Consider the following 17,680-nt stretch of genomic DNA (forward strand, 5'->3'; position numbering starts at 1 on the left):
GAGATAGAAATGAGAGTATCTACATTTCAAAATGCAAACTGGGCAAAGAATCAGTTGATGGATTTAAATGTGCAACAGCAATACCACCGAAATCAAGTAACCTCAGGGAAGAAAAACCTTCTTATGAGTGAAGATCCACTTGCAGCAAGTAAATCATTTGCGATTCAACATTCATTGGCAAATATGGAGCAAATGCAGAAAGATATAGCGGATTCGAAAAATGTATTAACACAAACTGAAAATACTTTACAAGGTGTTTTGAAATCTTTAACAAGAGCAGACCAATTAACAGTACAAGCGTTAAATGGTACAAATAGTGAAAAAGAATTGCAGGCTATTGGTGTAGAGATTGATCAAATTTTAAAACAGGTCGTCTATTTAGCGAATACAAAAGAACAAGGTCGTTATATTTTCGGTGGTGATAGTGCAGAAAATCTGCCATTTACAGAAGATGGTACGTACCAGGGTGGAAAAAATGATGTGAACTGGAAACTAAATGACGGTTATGAATTCAAAGCGTTCCGTAACGGTGAAGCATTATTATCCCCTGTTATAAAAACGTTAAAACAGATGAGTGAAGCGATGCAAAACGGTGACCAAAAAGCACTAAAACCGTTATTAGAAGAAAATAAGCAAAACTTAGATGGCATCATTAACCGTACAACTGAAGTTGGTTCAACAATGAACACAATGGAGACGTTTAAAACAATTTTAAGCGAGCAAAATGTAGCACTTCAAGAAAACCGTAAAGAAATTGAGGATGTTGATTTAGCGGTCGCAATTTCTGATTTAGCTTATATAAACGCAACGTACGAAGCGACATTAAAAGCTGTTAGTACGATGAGTAAAACGAGTATTTTAGATTACATGTAAATGATAAGGAGTGAAAAATATGGCAGGAACAATATCTGATTATGGTGGCAGACAACAAATATGGAATTTAGGAAATAACATAATAGATACAAAGAAGTTAGTAGATTTAGAGTTACAAGCATTGGAAATGAAAAAATCACCTTATACTACACAAAAACAAACATTAACAAATGAAAAAAACGTGTATGCAAGTATGAAAAAAGAATTTGGAAATCTTGTACAAGTGTTCAAAGATTTATACGCATTTAAAGGTGATGAAAAGAAAACAACTTTATCCAAAGATGGTTTTATGAAAGCACAAGCAGACGCTGCTGCAATTCCTGGAACATACACGATTACAGTAGAACGGGTAGCTGAAAGACATCAAATAACTACAGCTCCACTTACTCCTTCAAAAACTCCTGAAGGTATGGAGCAAAAGTTTAGTTTAGATTTAAAACTTGGAGTAGATGATGTATTTCAGATAAATGGAAAAGAAGTTAAAATCTCAAAAGATATGACGTATAAAGATCTTGTTAATAAGATAAATAATGGGAATTATGGTGCATCAGTATACACATTAGGGGATCAACTATTTTTCACATCGACTACTGCAGGAGAAGCTGGAGAGCTGAAATTAACGGATGGCGCCAATGGTTTTTTACAAAATATAGGGTTAGTTACTTCTGCGAAAAATCCGGATGGAACGAATGTTGTTGCACATCAAGTGACAGGAGCAATAAATGCTGAGTATACAATAAACGGAATAAAAGGAACTAGTAAAACAAATAAGATTGATACAATTCCAGGATTAACCATTAATTTAGAAAAAGAAACTACAGAGCCAATAAAATTAACTATTGAAGATTCTGATATAAAAAATTCGATAGATTTAATAAAAAAAATGAAAGACGAGTATAATAAGGCTGTTAAAAGTTTGGATTTATTTGCTGGAGAAAATGGAGTAATGCAAGGGAGTAATGTGTCATTTGCTATCAATAATGCAATGACAGGTATTTTTAAATTTTCCCAAGATGATAAGTATTTATTTTCTTTTGGAATTCAAATTGATAAAAAAGGCAATATGACTCTTGATGAAGAAAAATTAAAAACAGCTTTTAAAGAGAATCCGGAATCTACGAAACAATTTTTCTTTGGTTTAAATGGTTTAGGTCATGATACAGAGAAAAAGTTAGATGGGATATTTGGAGATGAAGGAATTATTGGGAAACGTTCTAAAAGTATTGAAAAGCAAGTAACTGATTTAGAGAGAAAAATTCAAGATATTGATACAGTTAATAAGGAAAAACAAAAAACAATTATTGATAAATATGCAAAATTAGAAAGTCAGTTAGCATTGCTTGATAGTCAGTTGAAGACAATTCAAGCAATGACAAAAACAAAAAGTGATGACTAATGAAAGCTGAGGAAGTGATTGTATGCAAGCATGGCAACGTTATATGCAAAATGATATTATGACGAGTAATCCAATTAAAAATACAATATTTATTTATGAAAGATGCATCATTGAGTTTCGTAAATTGGAGGAACTTTTAAATACATTCAAACTTCAAGATGGTGATGAACTTCTTGAAAAGTTAGAACGTATATTTGAAGAGTTGAAGCTCCAGTTAAATCCTGATATTACGAAAGATTTATACGATAGTTTATTTGGTTTATATGATTGGATTAGCATTCAAATTCAAACGATGAAAGTCACGCGTGAAGTAAAAGACATTGATGCCATTGTGCAAGTGTTACAAGATTTAATAGATGGATACCGTGGAGCGCTTGAAAATGAACAATGATATTTATCGAACGTTTGTCAGTTGTTTTAATGAAATCGGTGAATTACAAGTGTCAGATGAAGAGTTTGCTGAGAAGAGTGAGATGTTAAATCGCTGGATGATGACACTAGATGAAGAAAGACGTGCACAAGTTGCAGCAGAAGTAAGCCCATTCATTATTAAGGCAGCACAGCACATTCGAGATAAGCAAAAGATTTTGGAAGAAATGATAATGGCAAATGATGGGCGAATGAAGGCTAATTCATTTTACGGTAAATATTAATAATAATGTCTGGAAACAGATTCCCCTTTTAAAAGGGGGTCTATTCCTTCGTTTACATAAAGAACGCCGCTGATTGAGGTTTCATTTTATGACTGTGATGAAACAATAATAGTAATCTAAATAATAGAAAAATGGACTTTAGTTTGTAGTTTATATATTGAAATGTTCTATAGATTACTATGTGTATACAGTTTTTTTGCATTCTTTTTTATATTTTTGTATTTTTCTAAAGACAACAATGAAAAAATGGAATAAAATATGTAAGGGTACATAATAGTAAATATTTTAATAAACGCATATAAGAAAATAAATAATGAAGTGAAACTTCTATCAGTGGATCATTACGTTAGAAAAGGAAGGGTGTGGAATATGCCAGATTTAGTGAGTGATGTAAGCCATTATATGAATTATTTAGTGACGAAACGAAATACTGTTTCTAGTAATATTGCAAATGCGAATACACCTGGCTATAAAGCACAAGATGTAACATTTGCTGAGCAGATGAATAAAAGTAGTGCGTTATATAAAAATAATGCGGCTGATTTAAAGAGCAATCCAGATTTATATCAAACGAATGAAATGCACTTACCGACAGTAAATACGAAAAATACATATGCAAAGATTCAAACAAAATCAATGCAAACGAATAAAGACGGAAATAGTGTGGATGTAACGACAGAAATGCTAGATTTAATGAAAGCAAATCAGTTATACGGTATTTCAATTAACGCAATTAATACACAATATGCAATTAACCAAGCGGCACGCGGACGTTAAAAGTAGAGGGAGAGACAACGGATGTTTCAGGCAATTAATGCAAGTGGCTCAGGGCTAACGACAGCGAGAAAGTGGATGGAAGTTACTTCTAACAATATTGTAAATGCAAATACGACGGCGGCTCCGGGGGCAGATTTATATGAGCGTCGTAGTGTAGTGCTAGAATCAAACAATAGTTTTGCAAGTATGCTAGATGGGGCTCCTACTAACGGAGTGAAAATAAAAAGTATTGAAGCAGATAAAACGGAAAATTTAGTGTATGATCCGACGCATCCGCACGCAAATGAAGAGGGATATGTACGTTATCCTAATATTGATGTAACTGCTGAAATGACGAATGTAATGGTTGCTCAAAAAATGTATGAAGCGAATACGAGTGTATTAAATGCGAATAAAAAAATGCTTGATAAAGATTTAGAAATCGGCCGAGGATAAGGGGGAAGATAGTAATATGAAAATTCAACCAATGTTACATACACAACCATTTGGAGCAATTCAGTCAATTGGTGCACCGAAAACTTCTCAAACATCTGTAGCTCCGGAGAAAAAGTTTATTGATTTATTGGAAGATATGAATCAAACGCAAAACAATGCACAAACAGCAGTATATGATTTACTAACTAAAGGGGTAGGAGAAACACATGACGTTTTAATTCAGCAAAAGAAAGCTGAATCTCAAATGAAAACGGCTGCTCTCGTACGTGATAATCTTATTGAAAATTATAAGTCACTAATTAATATGCAAATTTAGGAAAGTGGACGGGTGTGTTTAAATGGAAAAGATGAAAAATGTTATCCAATCGTTAAAAACGTGGCATAAGTTAGTAATCGGTGCTGCGCTTTTAGCGATTGTAACAGGAGCACTTTTATACTTCACCTTGCCAGATAAATATGTTGTTGTATATCAAAATTTAAATGATGCAGATAAACAAGAGATTACAGCAGAATTATCGAAGTTAGGTGTCGATTACCAATTAGCGGCCGATGGTTCAATTCGTGTGCAAAAGAATGATGCTCCATGGGTTCGAAAAGAAATGAATGGGATGGGTTTACCGTTTAATTCGAAAAGCGGTGAAGAAATTTTATTAGAAAGCTCGCTCGGTTCAAGTGAACAAGATAAAAAAATGAAGCAAATTGTCGGTACGAAGAAGCAATTGGAGCAAGATATTGTAAGAAACTTTGTGACAGTTGAAACGGCAAATGTTCAAATTACATTGCCTGAAAAAGAGACAATTTTTGATGAAGAAAAAGCAAAAGGAACAGCGGCGATTACGGTTGGAGTGAAGCGTGGACAATTGTTAACAGCTGATCAAGTTGCAGGTATACAGCAAATGATTAGTGCAGCGGTTCCTGGTGTGAAAGCAGAAGAAGTAAGTGTTATTGATAGTAAAAAAGGTGTTATTTCAAAAGGAGCAGATGAAGCACATTCTAGTAGTTCCTCTTCTTATGAGAAAGAAGTAGAGATGCAGCACCAACTTGAAGGTAAATTAAAGCAAGATATTGATGCAACGTTAATGACGATGTTTAAACCGAATGAATATAAAGTGAATACGAAAGTATCTGTAAACTACGATGAAGTTACACGTCAGTCAGAAAAGTATGGTGATAAAGGTGTACTTCGTAGTAAACAAGAACAAGAGGAAAGCTCTACTGCGCAAGAAGGGGCAGATACGAAGCAAGGTGCTGGTATTACAGCGAACGGTGAAGTGCCAAACTACGGTACGAACAATAATCAAAATAGTAAAGTTGTCTATGATAATAAAAATGGTAACAAAATCGAAAACTATGAAATAGATAAAACAGTTGAAACAATTAAGAAACACCCAGAATTAACGAAAACAAATGTTGTTGTATGGGTAGATAATGATACGCTAGTAAAACGTAGAATTGATATGACAACTTTTAAAGAAGCGATCGGAACAGCGGCAGGACTTCAAGCTGATCCGAACGGTAACTTTATAAATGGTCAAGTTAACGTTGTAACTGTTCAGTTCGATCAGCCGAAAGCTGAAAAAGAGAAAGAGCCAGAAAAAAGTGGTATGAACTGGTGGTTATTCGGTGGAATTACAGCTGGCTTATTAGCGATTGGTGGCCTAGTATGGTTCTTATTAGTAAGACGTAAGAGAAAGAAAGAAGAAGAGGAATATGAAGAATACTTAGCAGAAGAGGAAATTGCTGCAAGTAATGAAAGTATCTTGGAAATTCCTGAAGAAAAAATAGTGCCAGAGCCAAAACCTGAACCAGAAGAACCGAAAGAACCAACGTTAGATGAACAAGTGCAGGATGCTACGAAAGAACATGTAGAAGGAACTGCAAAAGTAATTAAAAAATGGTTAAACGGACAGTAAGGGAGGAACAACGATGTTAGATGAAATCTCCTCCAAAGAAAAAGCTGCCATCCTTATTCGTACATTAGAAGAAGGGGTGGCAGCAAAAGTCATTGAATATATGACAGCTGAGGAAAAAGAAGTATTACTTCGTGAAATCGCAAAGTTTCGTGTATACAAACCAGAAACGTTAGAAAATGTACTAGGAGAGTTCTTATATGAACTAAATGTAAAAGAATTGAACTTAGTCATTCCAGATAAAGAATACATTCGTCGCATATTTAAAAACATGCCAGAAGACGAACTGGAAAAATTATTGGAAGATCTTTGGTATAACAAAGATAATCCGTTTGAGTTCTTAAATTCACTTACAGATTTAGAGCCACTTCTTACAGTGCTTAATGATGAGTCACCACAAACAATTGCAATTATCGCTTCTTATATTAAACCGCAACTTGCGTCTCAATTAATTGAGAGATTGCCAGATCATAAGCGCGTTGAAACGGTAATGGGTATAGCGAAACTAGAACAAGTTGATGGTGAGTTAATTAATCAAATTGGTGAGTTGTTAAAATCGAAATTAAATAATATGGCATTTAGTGCAATTAATAAAACTGATGGCTTGAAAACAATCGTAAATATTTTAAATAACGTTTCACGAGGTGTTGAAAAAACAGTCTTTCAAAAGCTGGATGAAGTCGATTATGAGTTATCTGAGAAAATTAAAGAAAATATGTTTGTCTTTGAAGACTTACTTGGTCTTGAAGATCTTGCACTTCGCCGTGTATTAGAAGAAATTACAGATAACGGTGTTCTTGCGAAAGCACTTAAAATTGCAAAAGAAGAAATTAAAGAGAAATTATTTACATGTATGTCTTCAAACCGTAAAGAGATGATTCTAGAAGAATTAGATGGCTTAGGACCGCTTAAGATGACGGATGCTGAAAAAGCGCAGCAAACGATCACTGGTACAGTGAAAAAGCTAGAGAAAGAAGGAAGAATTATCGTTCAAAGAGGTGAAGAGGATGTCCTTATTTAAAAACAGAATTCCGAAGAATTCTGTTTCTTTTTCTGAAGAAACGTATGAATTACAATTTCCAAAACCAGCTTCAGTTCAAATAGAAGAGCAAGAATTACAAGCTGATCATGCAGAACTTCGTGCCCAGCAAGAATCGTTACATATGGAAATGAATCAGCTAAGGCAAGAGAAGCAAATGCTAGAACGAGAGCGGCAGCAGTTATTACAAGATAAAGAACAATTTCAAATGCATATTCATGAGCAAATGGAACAGATGGAAGCAGCGCGTGTGCAATTTCAAAAAGAACAACAAGAAACAGCGTATGAATGGACAGAGTTATTATGGGATCAATCTTTTCATCTAGCAGAAAAAATCGTGAATCAAGCGGTAGATTCACGATTGCTTGATGTGTTACCTATTTTAACTGGCATCGTGCAAACATTGCCAACTTCATTTGAAAAATTAATCATTACAGTACATCCAGAAACATTTGAACGTATTCAAGAAGAGAAGGAAAATACGAAAGAATATTGGTTACTACAATTAGTAGAATGGAAATATGATTTCTCCCTGCAGTTTGGTGAATTTGTTCTGGAAGAAGAGAAAGAGTTCTTTGAATTTAAATTTGCACCTATATTTGCGAAACTTCGTCAGAAATGGGAAGAAGAGAAGTTATTTGAGGAGCAAAATGTATGAGCCGCCTGTTAATGAATGAGAACGAAAAATGGAATAAGTTCATTGAAACACCGCTGTATACGAAAGTAGGCAAAGTTCATAGTGTACAAGAACAGTTTTTCGTAGCAAAAGGGCCGAAAGCGAAGATTGGTGATGTTTGCTTCGTTGGAGAACATAACGTCTTATGTGAAGTGATTGCCATTGAAAAGGAAAATAATATGCTACTTCCATTTGAACAGACAGAAAAAGTATGTTATGGAGATTCAGTGACATTAGTTTCAGAAGATGTTGTTGTACCACGTGGTAATCACTTGCTCGGAAAAGTGTTAAGTGCAAATGGTGAAGTGTTAAATGAGGAAGCTGAAAACATTCCATTACAGAAAATAAAACTAGATGCACCACCTATACATGCATTTGAACGTGAAGAGATTACCGATGTATTTGAAACAGGAATAAAATCAATTGATTCTATGCTAACAATTGGTATCGGTCAAAAGATTGGTATTTTTGCTGGGTCAGGTGTTGGTAAATCAACTTTACTTGGAATGATAGCAAAAAATGCAAAAGCTGATATAAATGTTATTAGTTTAGTAGGAGAACGTGGCCGGGAAGTAAAAGACTTTATTCGAAAAGAGTTAGGCGAGGAAGGTATGCGAAAAAGCGTCGTTGTTGTAGCGACGTCAGATGAAAGTCACCTTATGCAACTTCGTGCAGCGAAACTTGCAACGTCTATTGCTGAATACTTCCGTGATCAAGGCAATAACGTATTACTTATGATGGACTCTGTTACTCGTTTTGCCGATGCACGAAGAAGTGTTGATATTGCTGTTAAAGAGTTACCGATTGGTGGTAAAACACTGTTAATGGAAAGTTATATGAAGAAGTTGTTAGAGCGTTCTGGAAAAACACAAAAGGGATCTATAACAGGTATTTATACGGTGCTTGTTGATGGGGACGATTTAAATGGTCCTGTACCAGATTTAGCACGTGGTATTTTAGATGGACATATCGTATTAAAGCGCGAGCTTGCAACGCTTAGTCATTATCCTGCAATTTCAGTATTAGATTCAGTAAGTAGGATTATGGAAGAAATTGTTTCGCCACATCATTGGCAACTTGCAAATGAAATGAGAAAGATTTTATCAATTTATAAAGAAAATGAATTGTATTTTAAGCTAGGAACGATTCAAGAAAATGAAGAAAATGCTTATATTTTTGAATGTAAAAATAAAGTAGAAGGCATAAATACATTTTTAAAGCAAGGTCGATCGGATAGTTTCCAATTTGATGATATCGTTGAAGCGATACAGCATATAGTATAAGGCCTCTGCATAAGAGGTCTTATTTTTTTGTTTTTTAATATTTCACAGATTTTTTTTGAAAAAAACTATATAATAGAAAAAGAGAACGTTATAATAGAAAGGGGTTATGAAAACAGGTGGATAAACAGCAGTACGACACAATAAAATTGCAAATAAATCAAGAAAAAGAACATATTTTAAAAGAAGTGTATGAATTAACAGTTGAAAAAAGAAAAATAGAACAAAAAAAAGAATATGATTTATATGTTGTGAAATCGCGTAGTAAAGTCGTACAAACTGGGCAACGTATTATGGCTGGTATGCTTTCTTCACATACGTTTTCACCTGAAAGAATAGAAGAATGGAATCGGAAAATTAAAAAAACGGAAGGTTTTATTCAAAAAAATGAAAGTCTTTTAGAGCAAGTAAAAGAAAAAGAACGTGTCATTGATGAGATGTATCAAGAAGATTGCAAAAAGCTTGCGAAAGCACAAGAAAAGCTGGAAGAAAAAATGCTTCTGGATTTGAAAATGTGTATGAATGGATGAGGTGAATGTAGTGATACAGTCTGTATTACCGGTGCAACAAAGTTTACCTCCGCAAAAAGAAAAAGGGCTAGAAGTACAATCAAAAAATGGAGATTCTTCATTCGATCGTACGATGAGAATGGAAAATAAAAAGCAGCCGAAAACGGAGAAAACGAAACGAGAAGAAGCACCAAAAGAAGAGAAAAAAGAATATAACCTTTCTAAACCATCGGTAACGAAAGAAGAACCAATTGTAAAGAAAGAAGAAAAAAAAGAGACAGAACAGTTCTTATTAGCTGTATCTGAGCAAATGGTTGCAATTGAGCAATTACATGTGCAACCCGAATTGTTATATCAATACATACAAAAAATACAAGAGCTATATAAAGAATATGGCAATATTAAACTTAATGAATTACCTGCAGCTGAATTACAACAATTACAAGAACTTCTTTCAAATATGAATATCAAAAATGCTATATGTTTAGAAGATACAATGCAAATGGTATTAGACAAAATGAAGATGCCAGAGCAAGCGATGCAAGCATTGAAGGTTGTAGAAACAGAAACTTGTAATATTGCCAAGGAGCAAGAAGAGTCTAAAGAGGTAGATCTTCCGAAACTTGAGAGCGATGATGCAAAGGTAGAGTTGCCAGAGGTTGATGCATTAAACGATTCGAACTCTGCAGGTGCAGAGTTATTAAATAAAACGACGAGTACCGAACAAATAGGGAAATCAAATAGTGGTGCTGAGAAAGTTTCATTACCTGACTTAGGAAAGAAAATGGAAGCGCAAGTAGAAGCGCTGCAAAAATTTGTAGTGAAACAAGAACGTGTTTTATTTCAGTTAAATCCAGAAAAACTTGGTACATTAACAGTGTTTATGAAAAAACATGGAGATCAAATTGACGTTCACGTAGAAATGGAAAAACACGATGCGAAAAAACGTGTTGAAATCATTTTTGATGAATTGAAATTAAAGTTAAAAGAAAAAGAAATCAATATTCAAATTAGCTATTCAGATAAAGATGAAAATCGTAAGGAACAGCGAGAACAAGAGCAAAGGCAAAAACAGAAATTAGCAAATACAAATCATGAAAAACAACAATCAACAGAATTTGCGGGATTATTGGAGGAATAACGCGTGCCAACAGTTGGATTAAATACAACGAGTACAAATCATATTCCGTTACAAGCAGGGGCGCAAACAAAAAATGCATCTGTAAATGGTGTGCAATCGCCAGTTCAACAAACAAACGGAGTATCAGCAAGTAATCAAAAAACACCCGGTATTATGGATAAAGATGATTTCCTGAAACTTTTTTTAGCGAGCTTTCAACATCAAGACCCGTTTAATGCGATGGATATGAACCAAATGATGAATCAAACGGCTCAACTATCGCTTATGGAGCAAGTACAAAATATGACGAAAGCAGTAGATAAACTACAATCAACGATGTATACGACAGCTCTTGATGGTGGGATGAAATTTTTAGGAAAGTATGTTAGAGGTATAAACAATAAGGGGGAGCAAGTGACTGGTCAAGTGGAAACAGTTCGACTTGCCGAAAATAACGATGTACAGCTTATTGTTGATAATCAAGTTGTCTCACTTCGTTTTGTAGAAAGGGTTTCAGATAAACCGATAGCAGAAACAAATCCAGAAGATGAGAAGAAAGATGATATAGAGAAAAATGAAGAGGTTAAGCAAAATTAATAAAAGGAGTGTATATAGGTTATGATTAAAGCGTTATATACGAGTATTACAGGGATGAATGCGGCACAAAATGCATTAAGTGTTACTTCAAATAATATTGCAAATGCACAAACAGTTGGATATAAAAAGCAAAAAGCTATTTTTGATGATCTGCTATATAATAATACGGTTGGTTCACGTGGGGATGGTGCTTATGCTGGTACGAATCCAAAGAGTATCGGTAACGGTGTAAAGTTTAGTGGGACATCTACAGATTTTAGTGATGGTTCTATTACTTTAACTAGTGATAAGATGGAGTCAGCCATAGAGGGAAATGGTTTATTTTTAGTTGGCGATCGTAATAGCGGAAATGTAGAGTATACGAGAAAAGGGTCTTTCGGTGTATCGAAAGATAACTATGTTACAAATACAAGTGGTCAGTATGTGCTAGGGTATGGTGTGAAAACAGGAACTCAAGAAATAGATTTTTCTTCACGACCAAGTCCAATTCATATTCCAATGGGATCAGCTGTTGGTGGGATTCAAACAGATAAAGCAACAATAGGTGGAAACCTTCCTAGAAATCAAAATGCATTATCTCACGAATTCACAGTTTTTGATGAGGAAGGGAACTCGTTAACGTTACGTGTAAATATTAAACAAAAGACTACAAAAGAGACTGTAGATGGTAAAGAAGTTGAAAAGCCTGTGCCAGGTGAATATACGTATACAGTTTCTATAAGAAATGATTCTAAAAACGAAAAAGAGTTTAAGCCGGTTGAAGGCATGACGGGCGAAAAAAATCTTAAATTTGATACATTAGGAAATCTAAAGGAGACAGATGAAGCTGTACAAAAAAATCCAGTAACTGGTGAAATTACTAAAGGTGGAACGGTTAAAATTCCTTTTGGTAAGGGACTGACACTGGACTTAAGTGGTTTAACAAATTATCCAACAGGGAAAACTATTTCTACAACAGAAGTAACGGGGCGTCCAGCTGCAATTGCAAATGACTATTCAATTTCTGACGGTGGTTTCGTTATGATGAGATATTCGGATGGTAGTATGAAGGTTGTAGGACAACTAGCTGTAGCTACATTCCCTAATTCAGGTGGATTAATGAAAACTGGGAATGGCAATTACATTGCCACACCATCAGCAGGGATTCCAGGGATTGGTGTGGCAGGTGAGAATGGTGCAGGTAATGTAAGAGGTTCAGCAAAAGAAAGTTCAAACGTAGATTTATCTGTAGAATTTGTTGACTTAATGTTATATCAACGTGGATTCCAAGGAAATGCGAAAGTAATTAAAGTGTCAGATGAGGTATTAAATGAAGTTGTAAACTTAATTCGATAATGTATTATAAAGAAAGATCGTAATGTAGTAGAAAGGGTTTTTATTCGTATGACAAGACAAGAACGAATTTTACAATTGCCATTTTTCAAGAATAAACGTGAACTTGCTGAGCAAGTGCTAAAAATGGAACGAGAAGAGCATGTATATTTACCAGATCAATTTGAAATTAAGCAAGTGCCCCCGTATTCATTTGCTGAAAAGAAAGCGATTATTGGTCGCATTCATGAGTTTTATTTCGTCAGTGTTGGTAATGATGGCGCATGGAAGTATCAACTGTTTAAGGACGAGATGAAGTGCCGTGAGTTTTTTGTTACATTATCAGGCATTACAGATCAGCAAATTGCGTTTTGGTTCAACAATATTGAGTTGCTTAAAGGCGCTTAAAAGTGTTTTTAGTCTTAGGTGGCTTGGAGCTGTAAGAAGAGAACTATAGAAATCTACTGGAATGGTTGAACAATAATCTCTTTATAGCAAGCCAGTACTTTTTTATAGTGTGACAATAGGGCAATGAAATGAGAGTATGCTAGTTTCATTTTATATGTTTGTGATGATAGATTTTTATAAAAGGAGAGGTGAGGAGGATGGCGCAAAATAAGTATCGCGTTACATTCATTTCGCCGAGTGAGGTTGAGCAGCGGACTGTAATGGCGGCGAATAGTTTGCCAGATTTAATTCGTAAAGTAGAAAGTATTATCGCAGATCCAAACGGTTATTTTGTGAATGATAAAAAAAATAATTGTTATTTTAAAGTGATTAAAGAAAATGTTACGTTTATTCAATATGAGTTACTATTTTCGGATAAGGAAATTCATATTGAAAAATTAAAACATATAGCACCGGTAGTATTAAAGCGATTATTCGAAAAAATAAATGACCCGGAATTATATGCACTCGCGCTACTTGATGTTGATATAGCAACGAAAGAATATGTGCTAGCAGAAATGAATTCTGAACTGAGAATAAGAGTAGAGACAGAGCTTTCGAAAAAATGGGAAGCAATGCCGACGGAAATTGTAGGTGCACAAGAAGTTTTATTAGAGGCACTTGCTTCGTTTATACAAGATTAATTGTTTTTTAATAAAATGAATCGTTCGACTATCTATATTTTTTATATAGGTAGTTGACTTTTTCTCTTTTATAAAGCTTAATAATTAGATATACGGAATTAATGGAAGGGGAGCGACACCTTTATGTCACAAGCACAAAGTATTTTATTAGAAAGCGGAACAAATGAATTAGAGATTGTTACGTACACTGTTGGTGAAAACCTATTTAGTATTAATGTAATGAAAGTACGTGAAATCATTAATCCATTCCCTGTTACAACTGTGCCAGAATCTCATCATGCAGTTGAAGGTGTTGTTCAAGTACGTGGTGAAATTTTACCTGTTATTAACTTGGCAATGGCTCTTAATTTAAAGTCAACAAAGCCACTTGATCAAACGAAATTTATCATCTCAGAATTAAACCAAATGAAAGTTATTTTCCGCGTTGATGAAGTGCATCGTATTCAACGTATTTCGTGGGAACAAATTGATGAACCAGCTTCATTATCTATGGGACTAGAAGAAACGACATCTGGTATTGTAAAACTAGATGGAAAAATCATCTTACTATTAGATTATGAAAAAATTGTATGTGAAATTAGCGGCACTGGTTATGACAATAAATCAATTGCAGGATTAGAACAAAAAACAGATCGAGCTGAAAAAGTAATTTACATTGCAGAAGATTCAGCGATGCTTCGCCAAATATTAGAAGAAACATTATCATCAGCTGGATATACAAAAATGAACTTCTTCAGCAATGGTGCAGAAGCGTTAGCGCAAATTGAAAAATTAGCGAAAGAGCAAGGCGAAAAAATGTTTGAGCATATTCACTTGCTAATTACGGATATTGAAATGCCAAAAATGGATGGACATCATTTAACGAAAGTGGTTAAGGATAGTGAAGTAATGAATCGTTTACCAGTCATTATTTTCTCTTCATTAATTACAAATGAATTATTCCATAAAGGTGAAGCTGTAGGAGCAAATGCTCAAGTAAGTAAGCCAGATATTCAAGAGCTAATTGGTTTAGTTGATAAGTTAGTGCTTTAAAAGCTTCTATTTAGCCGGAATAGAAGCTCTAGCTAAGTGTTGAGCGGTCAGTGCTTAATAGAGCCCTATGCGATGTTGAGACCAGAGATATGGAGTGGTTATAGGTAAGTAGAAGAGCTGGCGTATAACATTTTTCTATTTAGTAGGAATAGAGGAACTACTTATGTAAGGCAGTTTTCAGTGCTTAATAGAGTCTCATGCGATGTGAGTTCAGAGGTATGAAGTAGTTTTAGGTAAGAAGAAGTGAGACTTTGATTGAGGATTTGAAGACTGGGTTTATAACTCTATTCTGTTAGAGAGAGGAAGGAATTAGCCAATGCTACATATGGCTAATTCCTTTTTAGTATTCTATACTTTAAGCTGGTAGAAAAATGAAAGGTTTCTTGGGTGTTTGTCGCTGTATGTGTGAATAATCTTTATTTAGAGATTTTTAATTTAAAAATATAAGTGAACGTATTTTTTTGATTACTTTAGTAACATTTCGTGGTAACGCAAATTTTTTCGGTGAAAAAACATTCAAAATACCATATAATATAATTAAATGTAATTAATATGCAATTTTACATATTAATAAAAAACATTTTCCAAATTTTTATACTTTCTATACATTTTTGTATGTTTATTATTTGACAGATAATTTCGAACTGTTATAATATGGATATGTAAAAATTGCTATTTTCTTAAAAGACATGGGAGTCAGATGAGAATTGTGAAAGGATGAGGGGGAGTGGCACAGATTATGTATCACCACACAGCAATTAATGTATTAGGTCTTTTACAAAACATGTCAAATAATAAAATGAACGATATGCAACTAGAAGCGGAATTAAAAAAAATAGAAAAAGAATTCCAAATAAAGTATGAAGAGTTAGTTGATTTACATAATAGAATAGTATTATTTCAAATAGATATAGAAAAAAATGGCGGGATGCGAGCATATGAAAAATCAGCAATTACATGGCTGAAGTCTGAACTAGAGCTACTGTATGAAGTGTATCAATTTTGTCAACGTCACGGTTTAAACATTTTAAATATTTCAAAATACGTAAGTAAAAATGAACTAAATCTTTTTCCAAAAACAGAAAGTCAATTGCAAAATACGTATTATAAATTGAAAAAACGTGAAATACCATTTGAAAATATTGAAAAACAAAAACCGGGACGAAAGCGAAAATATATACCAGTAAAAGAGACAATCGTTGCAAGAAAACAAGAAAACGAGTACGAATTAAAAGAAGAAATCCAGCATAAAGAGGATGAAAAAAATCTTGTAACAGTTATATCTGGTATCGTTGATAACTTTGAAACAATTAATCAATGTAGTGAAAGGAAAGAAGACGAACTACATCAGTTTATGGAAGGTATTTATAAGCTTTCTAGCATGGCAGCAGGGCGTTCTAGAGAAGCAAAGAATACACGTAGTCTAGAAGGCGAATTGCAGTCGTTACAACTAGAAAATGAAAGGCTAAAACGAGAGAAAGAAGAGCTTGTACAAGATATTAAAGGTATGACGCAGCTTTTAATTCATTTCATTACAAGTTCTGATATCGATCAAATTCGTAAATTACCAACTTTCGTACAAGATTGTAAAATGGAATTACATAAACTCGGGCTATATAATGCACAAGACGGAAAAATGAAAATAATGGTTGACCGTAGCGGACAAGTTATGACGGTAACACAGTAATAAAATTTGGGTACAAAACAAAAGGGAGATACATAGTTTATATGTATTTCCCTTTTGTTTTGTATGGAATCGTTCCAAAAATGGAAGATTAATTTTTATGATTGTAGTAGTTTAAAGACCATTTGCGGAATTTGGTTTGCTTGTGAAACCATACTAAGTGCAACTTCAGTCAATAATTTGAACTTTAAAAAATCACTCATCTCCTGCGCCATGTCTGCATCTTCAATTCGAGATGCAGCATCTGTTAACGCCATACTTTGGCTATTTAAATTTTCAATATTAAACTGTAAACGATTTATCATTGCACCAAGGTCGGCACGATGAAGTGACACACTTTGCAAAGTATCTTCAATTTTAAGAATCGCTGCTCTTGCTTCTTGTTCTGTTGAAATCTTGATGTCATGTTGGGTAGGGGAAGGGGGAATATGTTTCGTCATATGTACCGTATGACCGATATCGTCTAATGTAATAGGGCGGTTTTGACCGTCAAATACGGATAAATCATTAAACTCAGTCGTCTCGACAATATAGCCAATTTCTTCTGTTAAAGACTGAAACTCTTTATTCAGCGAATTACGATTTTCATTTGAATTTGTACCGTTTGAGGATTGAACAGCTAAATCACGCATACGCTGCAAAATATTCGTCACAGTTTGAAGGGCAGCTTCTGCCGTGCGAAGCATTGATATCGCATCCTCATTATTACGAATCGCCACGCGCATACCACTTGCTCTCGCATGCATTCGAGTCACAATTGCAATATTAGCGGGATTATCAGAAGCATGGTTTAACTTCTTACCAGTCGCCAAATACTCCATTGACACATTCATACGTTTCTCATTCTCATACAACGACTGCCTAGCATTCATACTTAAAACATTCGTACCAATACGCATAATAGACACTCCTTATAGATTGATAGAGTCAGTGTTCTAAAGCTAATAAAAGGTCATGAAAAGATAAAAAGGCTTATGCTTATTTGCTATTTGTGCTTTAGCAGAAGAGGGGATCAAGATAAGCACTAACCGCTTCTATGCACCGCAGATGCTCTCTTCCATCAAAAAAAAGAAGTTTTTATAAAAAATAAACCTCTCCGCAAGCAGAGAGGTTTATTCAGGAAACTAACTCAAATGGCTTATTGTAATAATTTAGAAACCATTTGTGGAGTTTGGTTTGCTTGAGAAAGCATGCTGATACCAGCTTCGTTTAAAATTTTGAACTTAGTCATTTCAGACATCTCTTTTGCCATATCAGCATCTTCGATTTGAGAAGCAGCAGCTGCCATGTTAGTAGC

General features: G+C 34.4%; 21 protein-coding genes. 19 read left to right on the forward strand and 2 right to left on the reverse strand.

What is annotated here, in order from left to right:
* Positions 1-9: 9 nt before the first annotated feature.
* The 19 genes from CGQ22_RS27350 to CGQ22_RS27440 all read left to right on the forward strand — a co-directional run bounded on the left by CGQ22_RS27350 (position 10) and on the right by CGQ22_RS27440 (position 16,386).
* Positions 10-873, forward strand: a complete 864-nt coding sequence (locus tag CGQ22_RS27350) for a flagellar hook-associated protein 3 (RefSeq protein ID WP_001266408.1) — start codon at positions 10-12, stop codon at positions 871-873.
* Positions 874-892: 19 nt separating this feature from the next.
* Complete coding sequence (locus CGQ22_RS27355; RefSeq protein ID WP_000929220.1) at positions 893-2,269, forward strand: flagellar hook-associated protein 2; 1,377 nt, start codon at positions 893-895, stop codon at positions 2,267-2,269.
* Positions 2,270-2,291: 22 nt separating this feature from the next.
* Positions 2,292-2,660 carry a flagellar export chaperone FliS gene (locus CGQ22_RS27360; protein ID WP_001149504.1) on the forward strand — a complete coding sequence of 123 codons (369 nt, stop codon included), beginning with the start codon at positions 2,292-2,294 and terminating at the stop codon, positions 2,658-2,660.
* The gene (locus CGQ22_RS27365) at positions 2,650-2,922 is read left to right on the forward strand and encodes a hypothetical protein (protein ID WP_001058084.1); all 273 of its coding nucleotides are present in this window, start codon (positions 2,650-2,652) and stop codon (positions 2,920-2,922) included. The genes CGQ22_RS27360 and CGQ22_RS27365 overlap by 11 nt, the downstream gene beginning before the upstream one ends.
* Positions 2,923-3,240: 318 nt before the next feature.
* Positions 3,241-3,699, forward strand: coding sequence for a flagellar basal body rod protein FlgB (gene flgB, locus CGQ22_RS27370; RefSeq protein WP_370445031.1), 459 nt, complete (start codon positions 3,241-3,243; stop codon positions 3,697-3,699).
* Positions 3,700-3,720: 21 nt separating this feature from the next.
* The gene (flgC, locus tag CGQ22_RS27375) at positions 3,721-4,134 is read left to right on the forward strand and encodes a flagellar basal body rod protein FlgC (RefSeq protein WP_000484680.1); all 414 of its coding nucleotides are present in this window, start codon (positions 3,721-3,723) and stop codon (positions 4,132-4,134) included.
* Positions 4,135-4,150: 16 nt separating this feature from the next.
* Positions 4,151-4,450: a flagellar hook-basal body complex protein FliE gene (gene fliE / locus CGQ22_RS27380; RefSeq protein ID WP_000701670.1), complete on the forward strand. Its 300-nt coding sequence runs from the start codon at positions 4,151-4,153 to the stop codon at positions 4,448-4,450.
* 22 nt (positions 4,451-4,472) lie between these two features.
* Positions 4,473-6,047 carry a flagellar M-ring protein FliF C-terminal domain-containing protein gene (locus CGQ22_RS27385; protein WP_089149598.1) on the forward strand — a complete coding sequence of 525 codons (1,575 nt, stop codon included), beginning with the start codon at positions 4,473-4,475 and terminating at the stop codon, positions 6,045-6,047.
* A 13-nt stretch (positions 6,048-6,060) separates the two neighbouring features.
* Positions 6,061-7,065 carry a flagellar motor switch protein FliG gene (gene fliG, locus CGQ22_RS27390; protein WP_089149599.1) on the forward strand — a complete coding sequence of 335 codons (1,005 nt, stop codon included), beginning with the start codon at positions 6,061-6,063 and terminating at the stop codon, positions 7,063-7,065.
* The gene (locus CGQ22_RS27395; protein WP_000051705.1) at positions 7,052-7,741 is read left to right on the forward strand and encodes a FliH/SctL family protein; all 690 of its coding nucleotides are present in this window, start codon (positions 7,052-7,054) and stop codon (positions 7,739-7,741) included. The genes fliG and CGQ22_RS27395 overlap by 14 nt, the downstream gene beginning before the upstream one ends.
* Positions 7,738-9,042: a flagellar protein export ATPase FliI gene (gene fliI, locus CGQ22_RS27400; protein ID WP_000088693.1), complete on the forward strand. Its 1,305-nt coding sequence runs from the start codon at positions 7,738-7,740 to the stop codon at positions 9,040-9,042. Before CGQ22_RS27395 ends, fliI begins: the two co-directional genes overlap by 4 nt.
* A gap of 116 nt (positions 9,043-9,158) precedes the next feature.
* Positions 9,159-9,569 (forward strand): cytoplasmic protein, encoded by a 411-nt coding sequence (locus CGQ22_RS27405; RefSeq protein ID WP_089149600.1) that lies wholly within the window; start codon positions 9,159-9,161, stop codon positions 9,567-9,569.
* Positions 9,570-9,579: 10 nt separating this feature from the next.
* A complete protein-coding gene (locus CGQ22_RS27410; protein WP_139032731.1) occupies positions 9,580-10,689 on the forward strand; it encodes a flagellar hook-length control protein FliK in 1,110 nt (369 codons plus the stop codon).
* 3 nt (positions 10,690-10,692) lie between these two features.
* Positions 10,693-11,265: a flagellar hook assembly protein FlgD gene (locus CGQ22_RS27415; RefSeq protein ID WP_001143477.1), complete on the forward strand. Its 573-nt coding sequence runs from the start codon at positions 10,693-10,695 to the stop codon at positions 11,263-11,265.
* A gap of 21 nt (positions 11,266-11,286) precedes the next feature.
* Positions 11,287-12,600 carry a flagellar hook protein FlgE gene (flgE, locus tag CGQ22_RS27420; RefSeq protein WP_089149602.1) on the forward strand — a complete coding sequence of 438 codons (1,314 nt, stop codon included), beginning with the start codon at positions 11,287-11,289 and terminating at the stop codon, positions 12,598-12,600.
* Positions 12,601-12,648: 48 nt separating this feature from the next.
* Positions 12,649-12,984: a DUF3964 family protein gene (locus CGQ22_RS27425; protein ID WP_089149603.1), complete on the forward strand. Its 336-nt coding sequence runs from the start codon at positions 12,649-12,651 to the stop codon at positions 12,982-12,984.
* Between the two features lie 197 nt (positions 12,985-13,181).
* Positions 13,182-13,667 (forward strand): hypothetical protein, encoded by a 486-nt coding sequence (locus tag CGQ22_RS27430; protein ID WP_000068301.1) that lies wholly within the window; start codon positions 13,182-13,184, stop codon positions 13,665-13,667.
* Between the two features lie 123 nt (positions 13,668-13,790).
* Positions 13,791-14,699, forward strand: a complete 909-nt coding sequence (locus CGQ22_RS27435; protein WP_000075943.1) for a chemotaxis protein — start codon at positions 13,791-13,793, stop codon at positions 14,697-14,699.
* A gap of 739 nt (positions 14,700-15,438) precedes the next feature.
* Positions 15,439-16,386 carry a DNA-binding domain-containing protein gene (locus CGQ22_RS27440; protein ID WP_139032818.1) on the forward strand — a complete coding sequence of 316 codons (948 nt, stop codon included), beginning with the start codon at positions 15,439-15,441 and terminating at the stop codon, positions 16,384-16,386.
* Positions 16,387-16,481: 95 nt separating this feature from the next.
* Here CGQ22_RS27440 and CGQ22_RS27445 read toward each other — a convergent pair whose 3' ends face one another.
* Together CGQ22_RS27445 and CGQ22_RS27450 are read right to left on the reverse strand one after the other, a co-directional pair.
* Entirely contained in the window at positions 16,482-17,282 is an 801-nt protein-coding gene (locus CGQ22_RS27445) for a flagellin N-terminal helical domain-containing protein (RefSeq protein WP_089149605.1), read from the reverse strand.
* 239 nt (positions 17,283-17,521) lie between these two features.
* The coding region (locus CGQ22_RS27450) for a flagellin (RefSeq protein WP_254922578.1) at positions 17,522-17,680 on the reverse strand (159 nt) is incomplete at its 5' end.

This window comes from Bacillus sp. M13(2017) (assembly GCF_002218325.1).
In the GTDB taxonomy this organism is placed as follows: Bacteria; Bacillota; Bacilli; order Bacillales; family Bacillaceae_G; genus Bacillus_A; species Bacillus_A thuringiensis_K.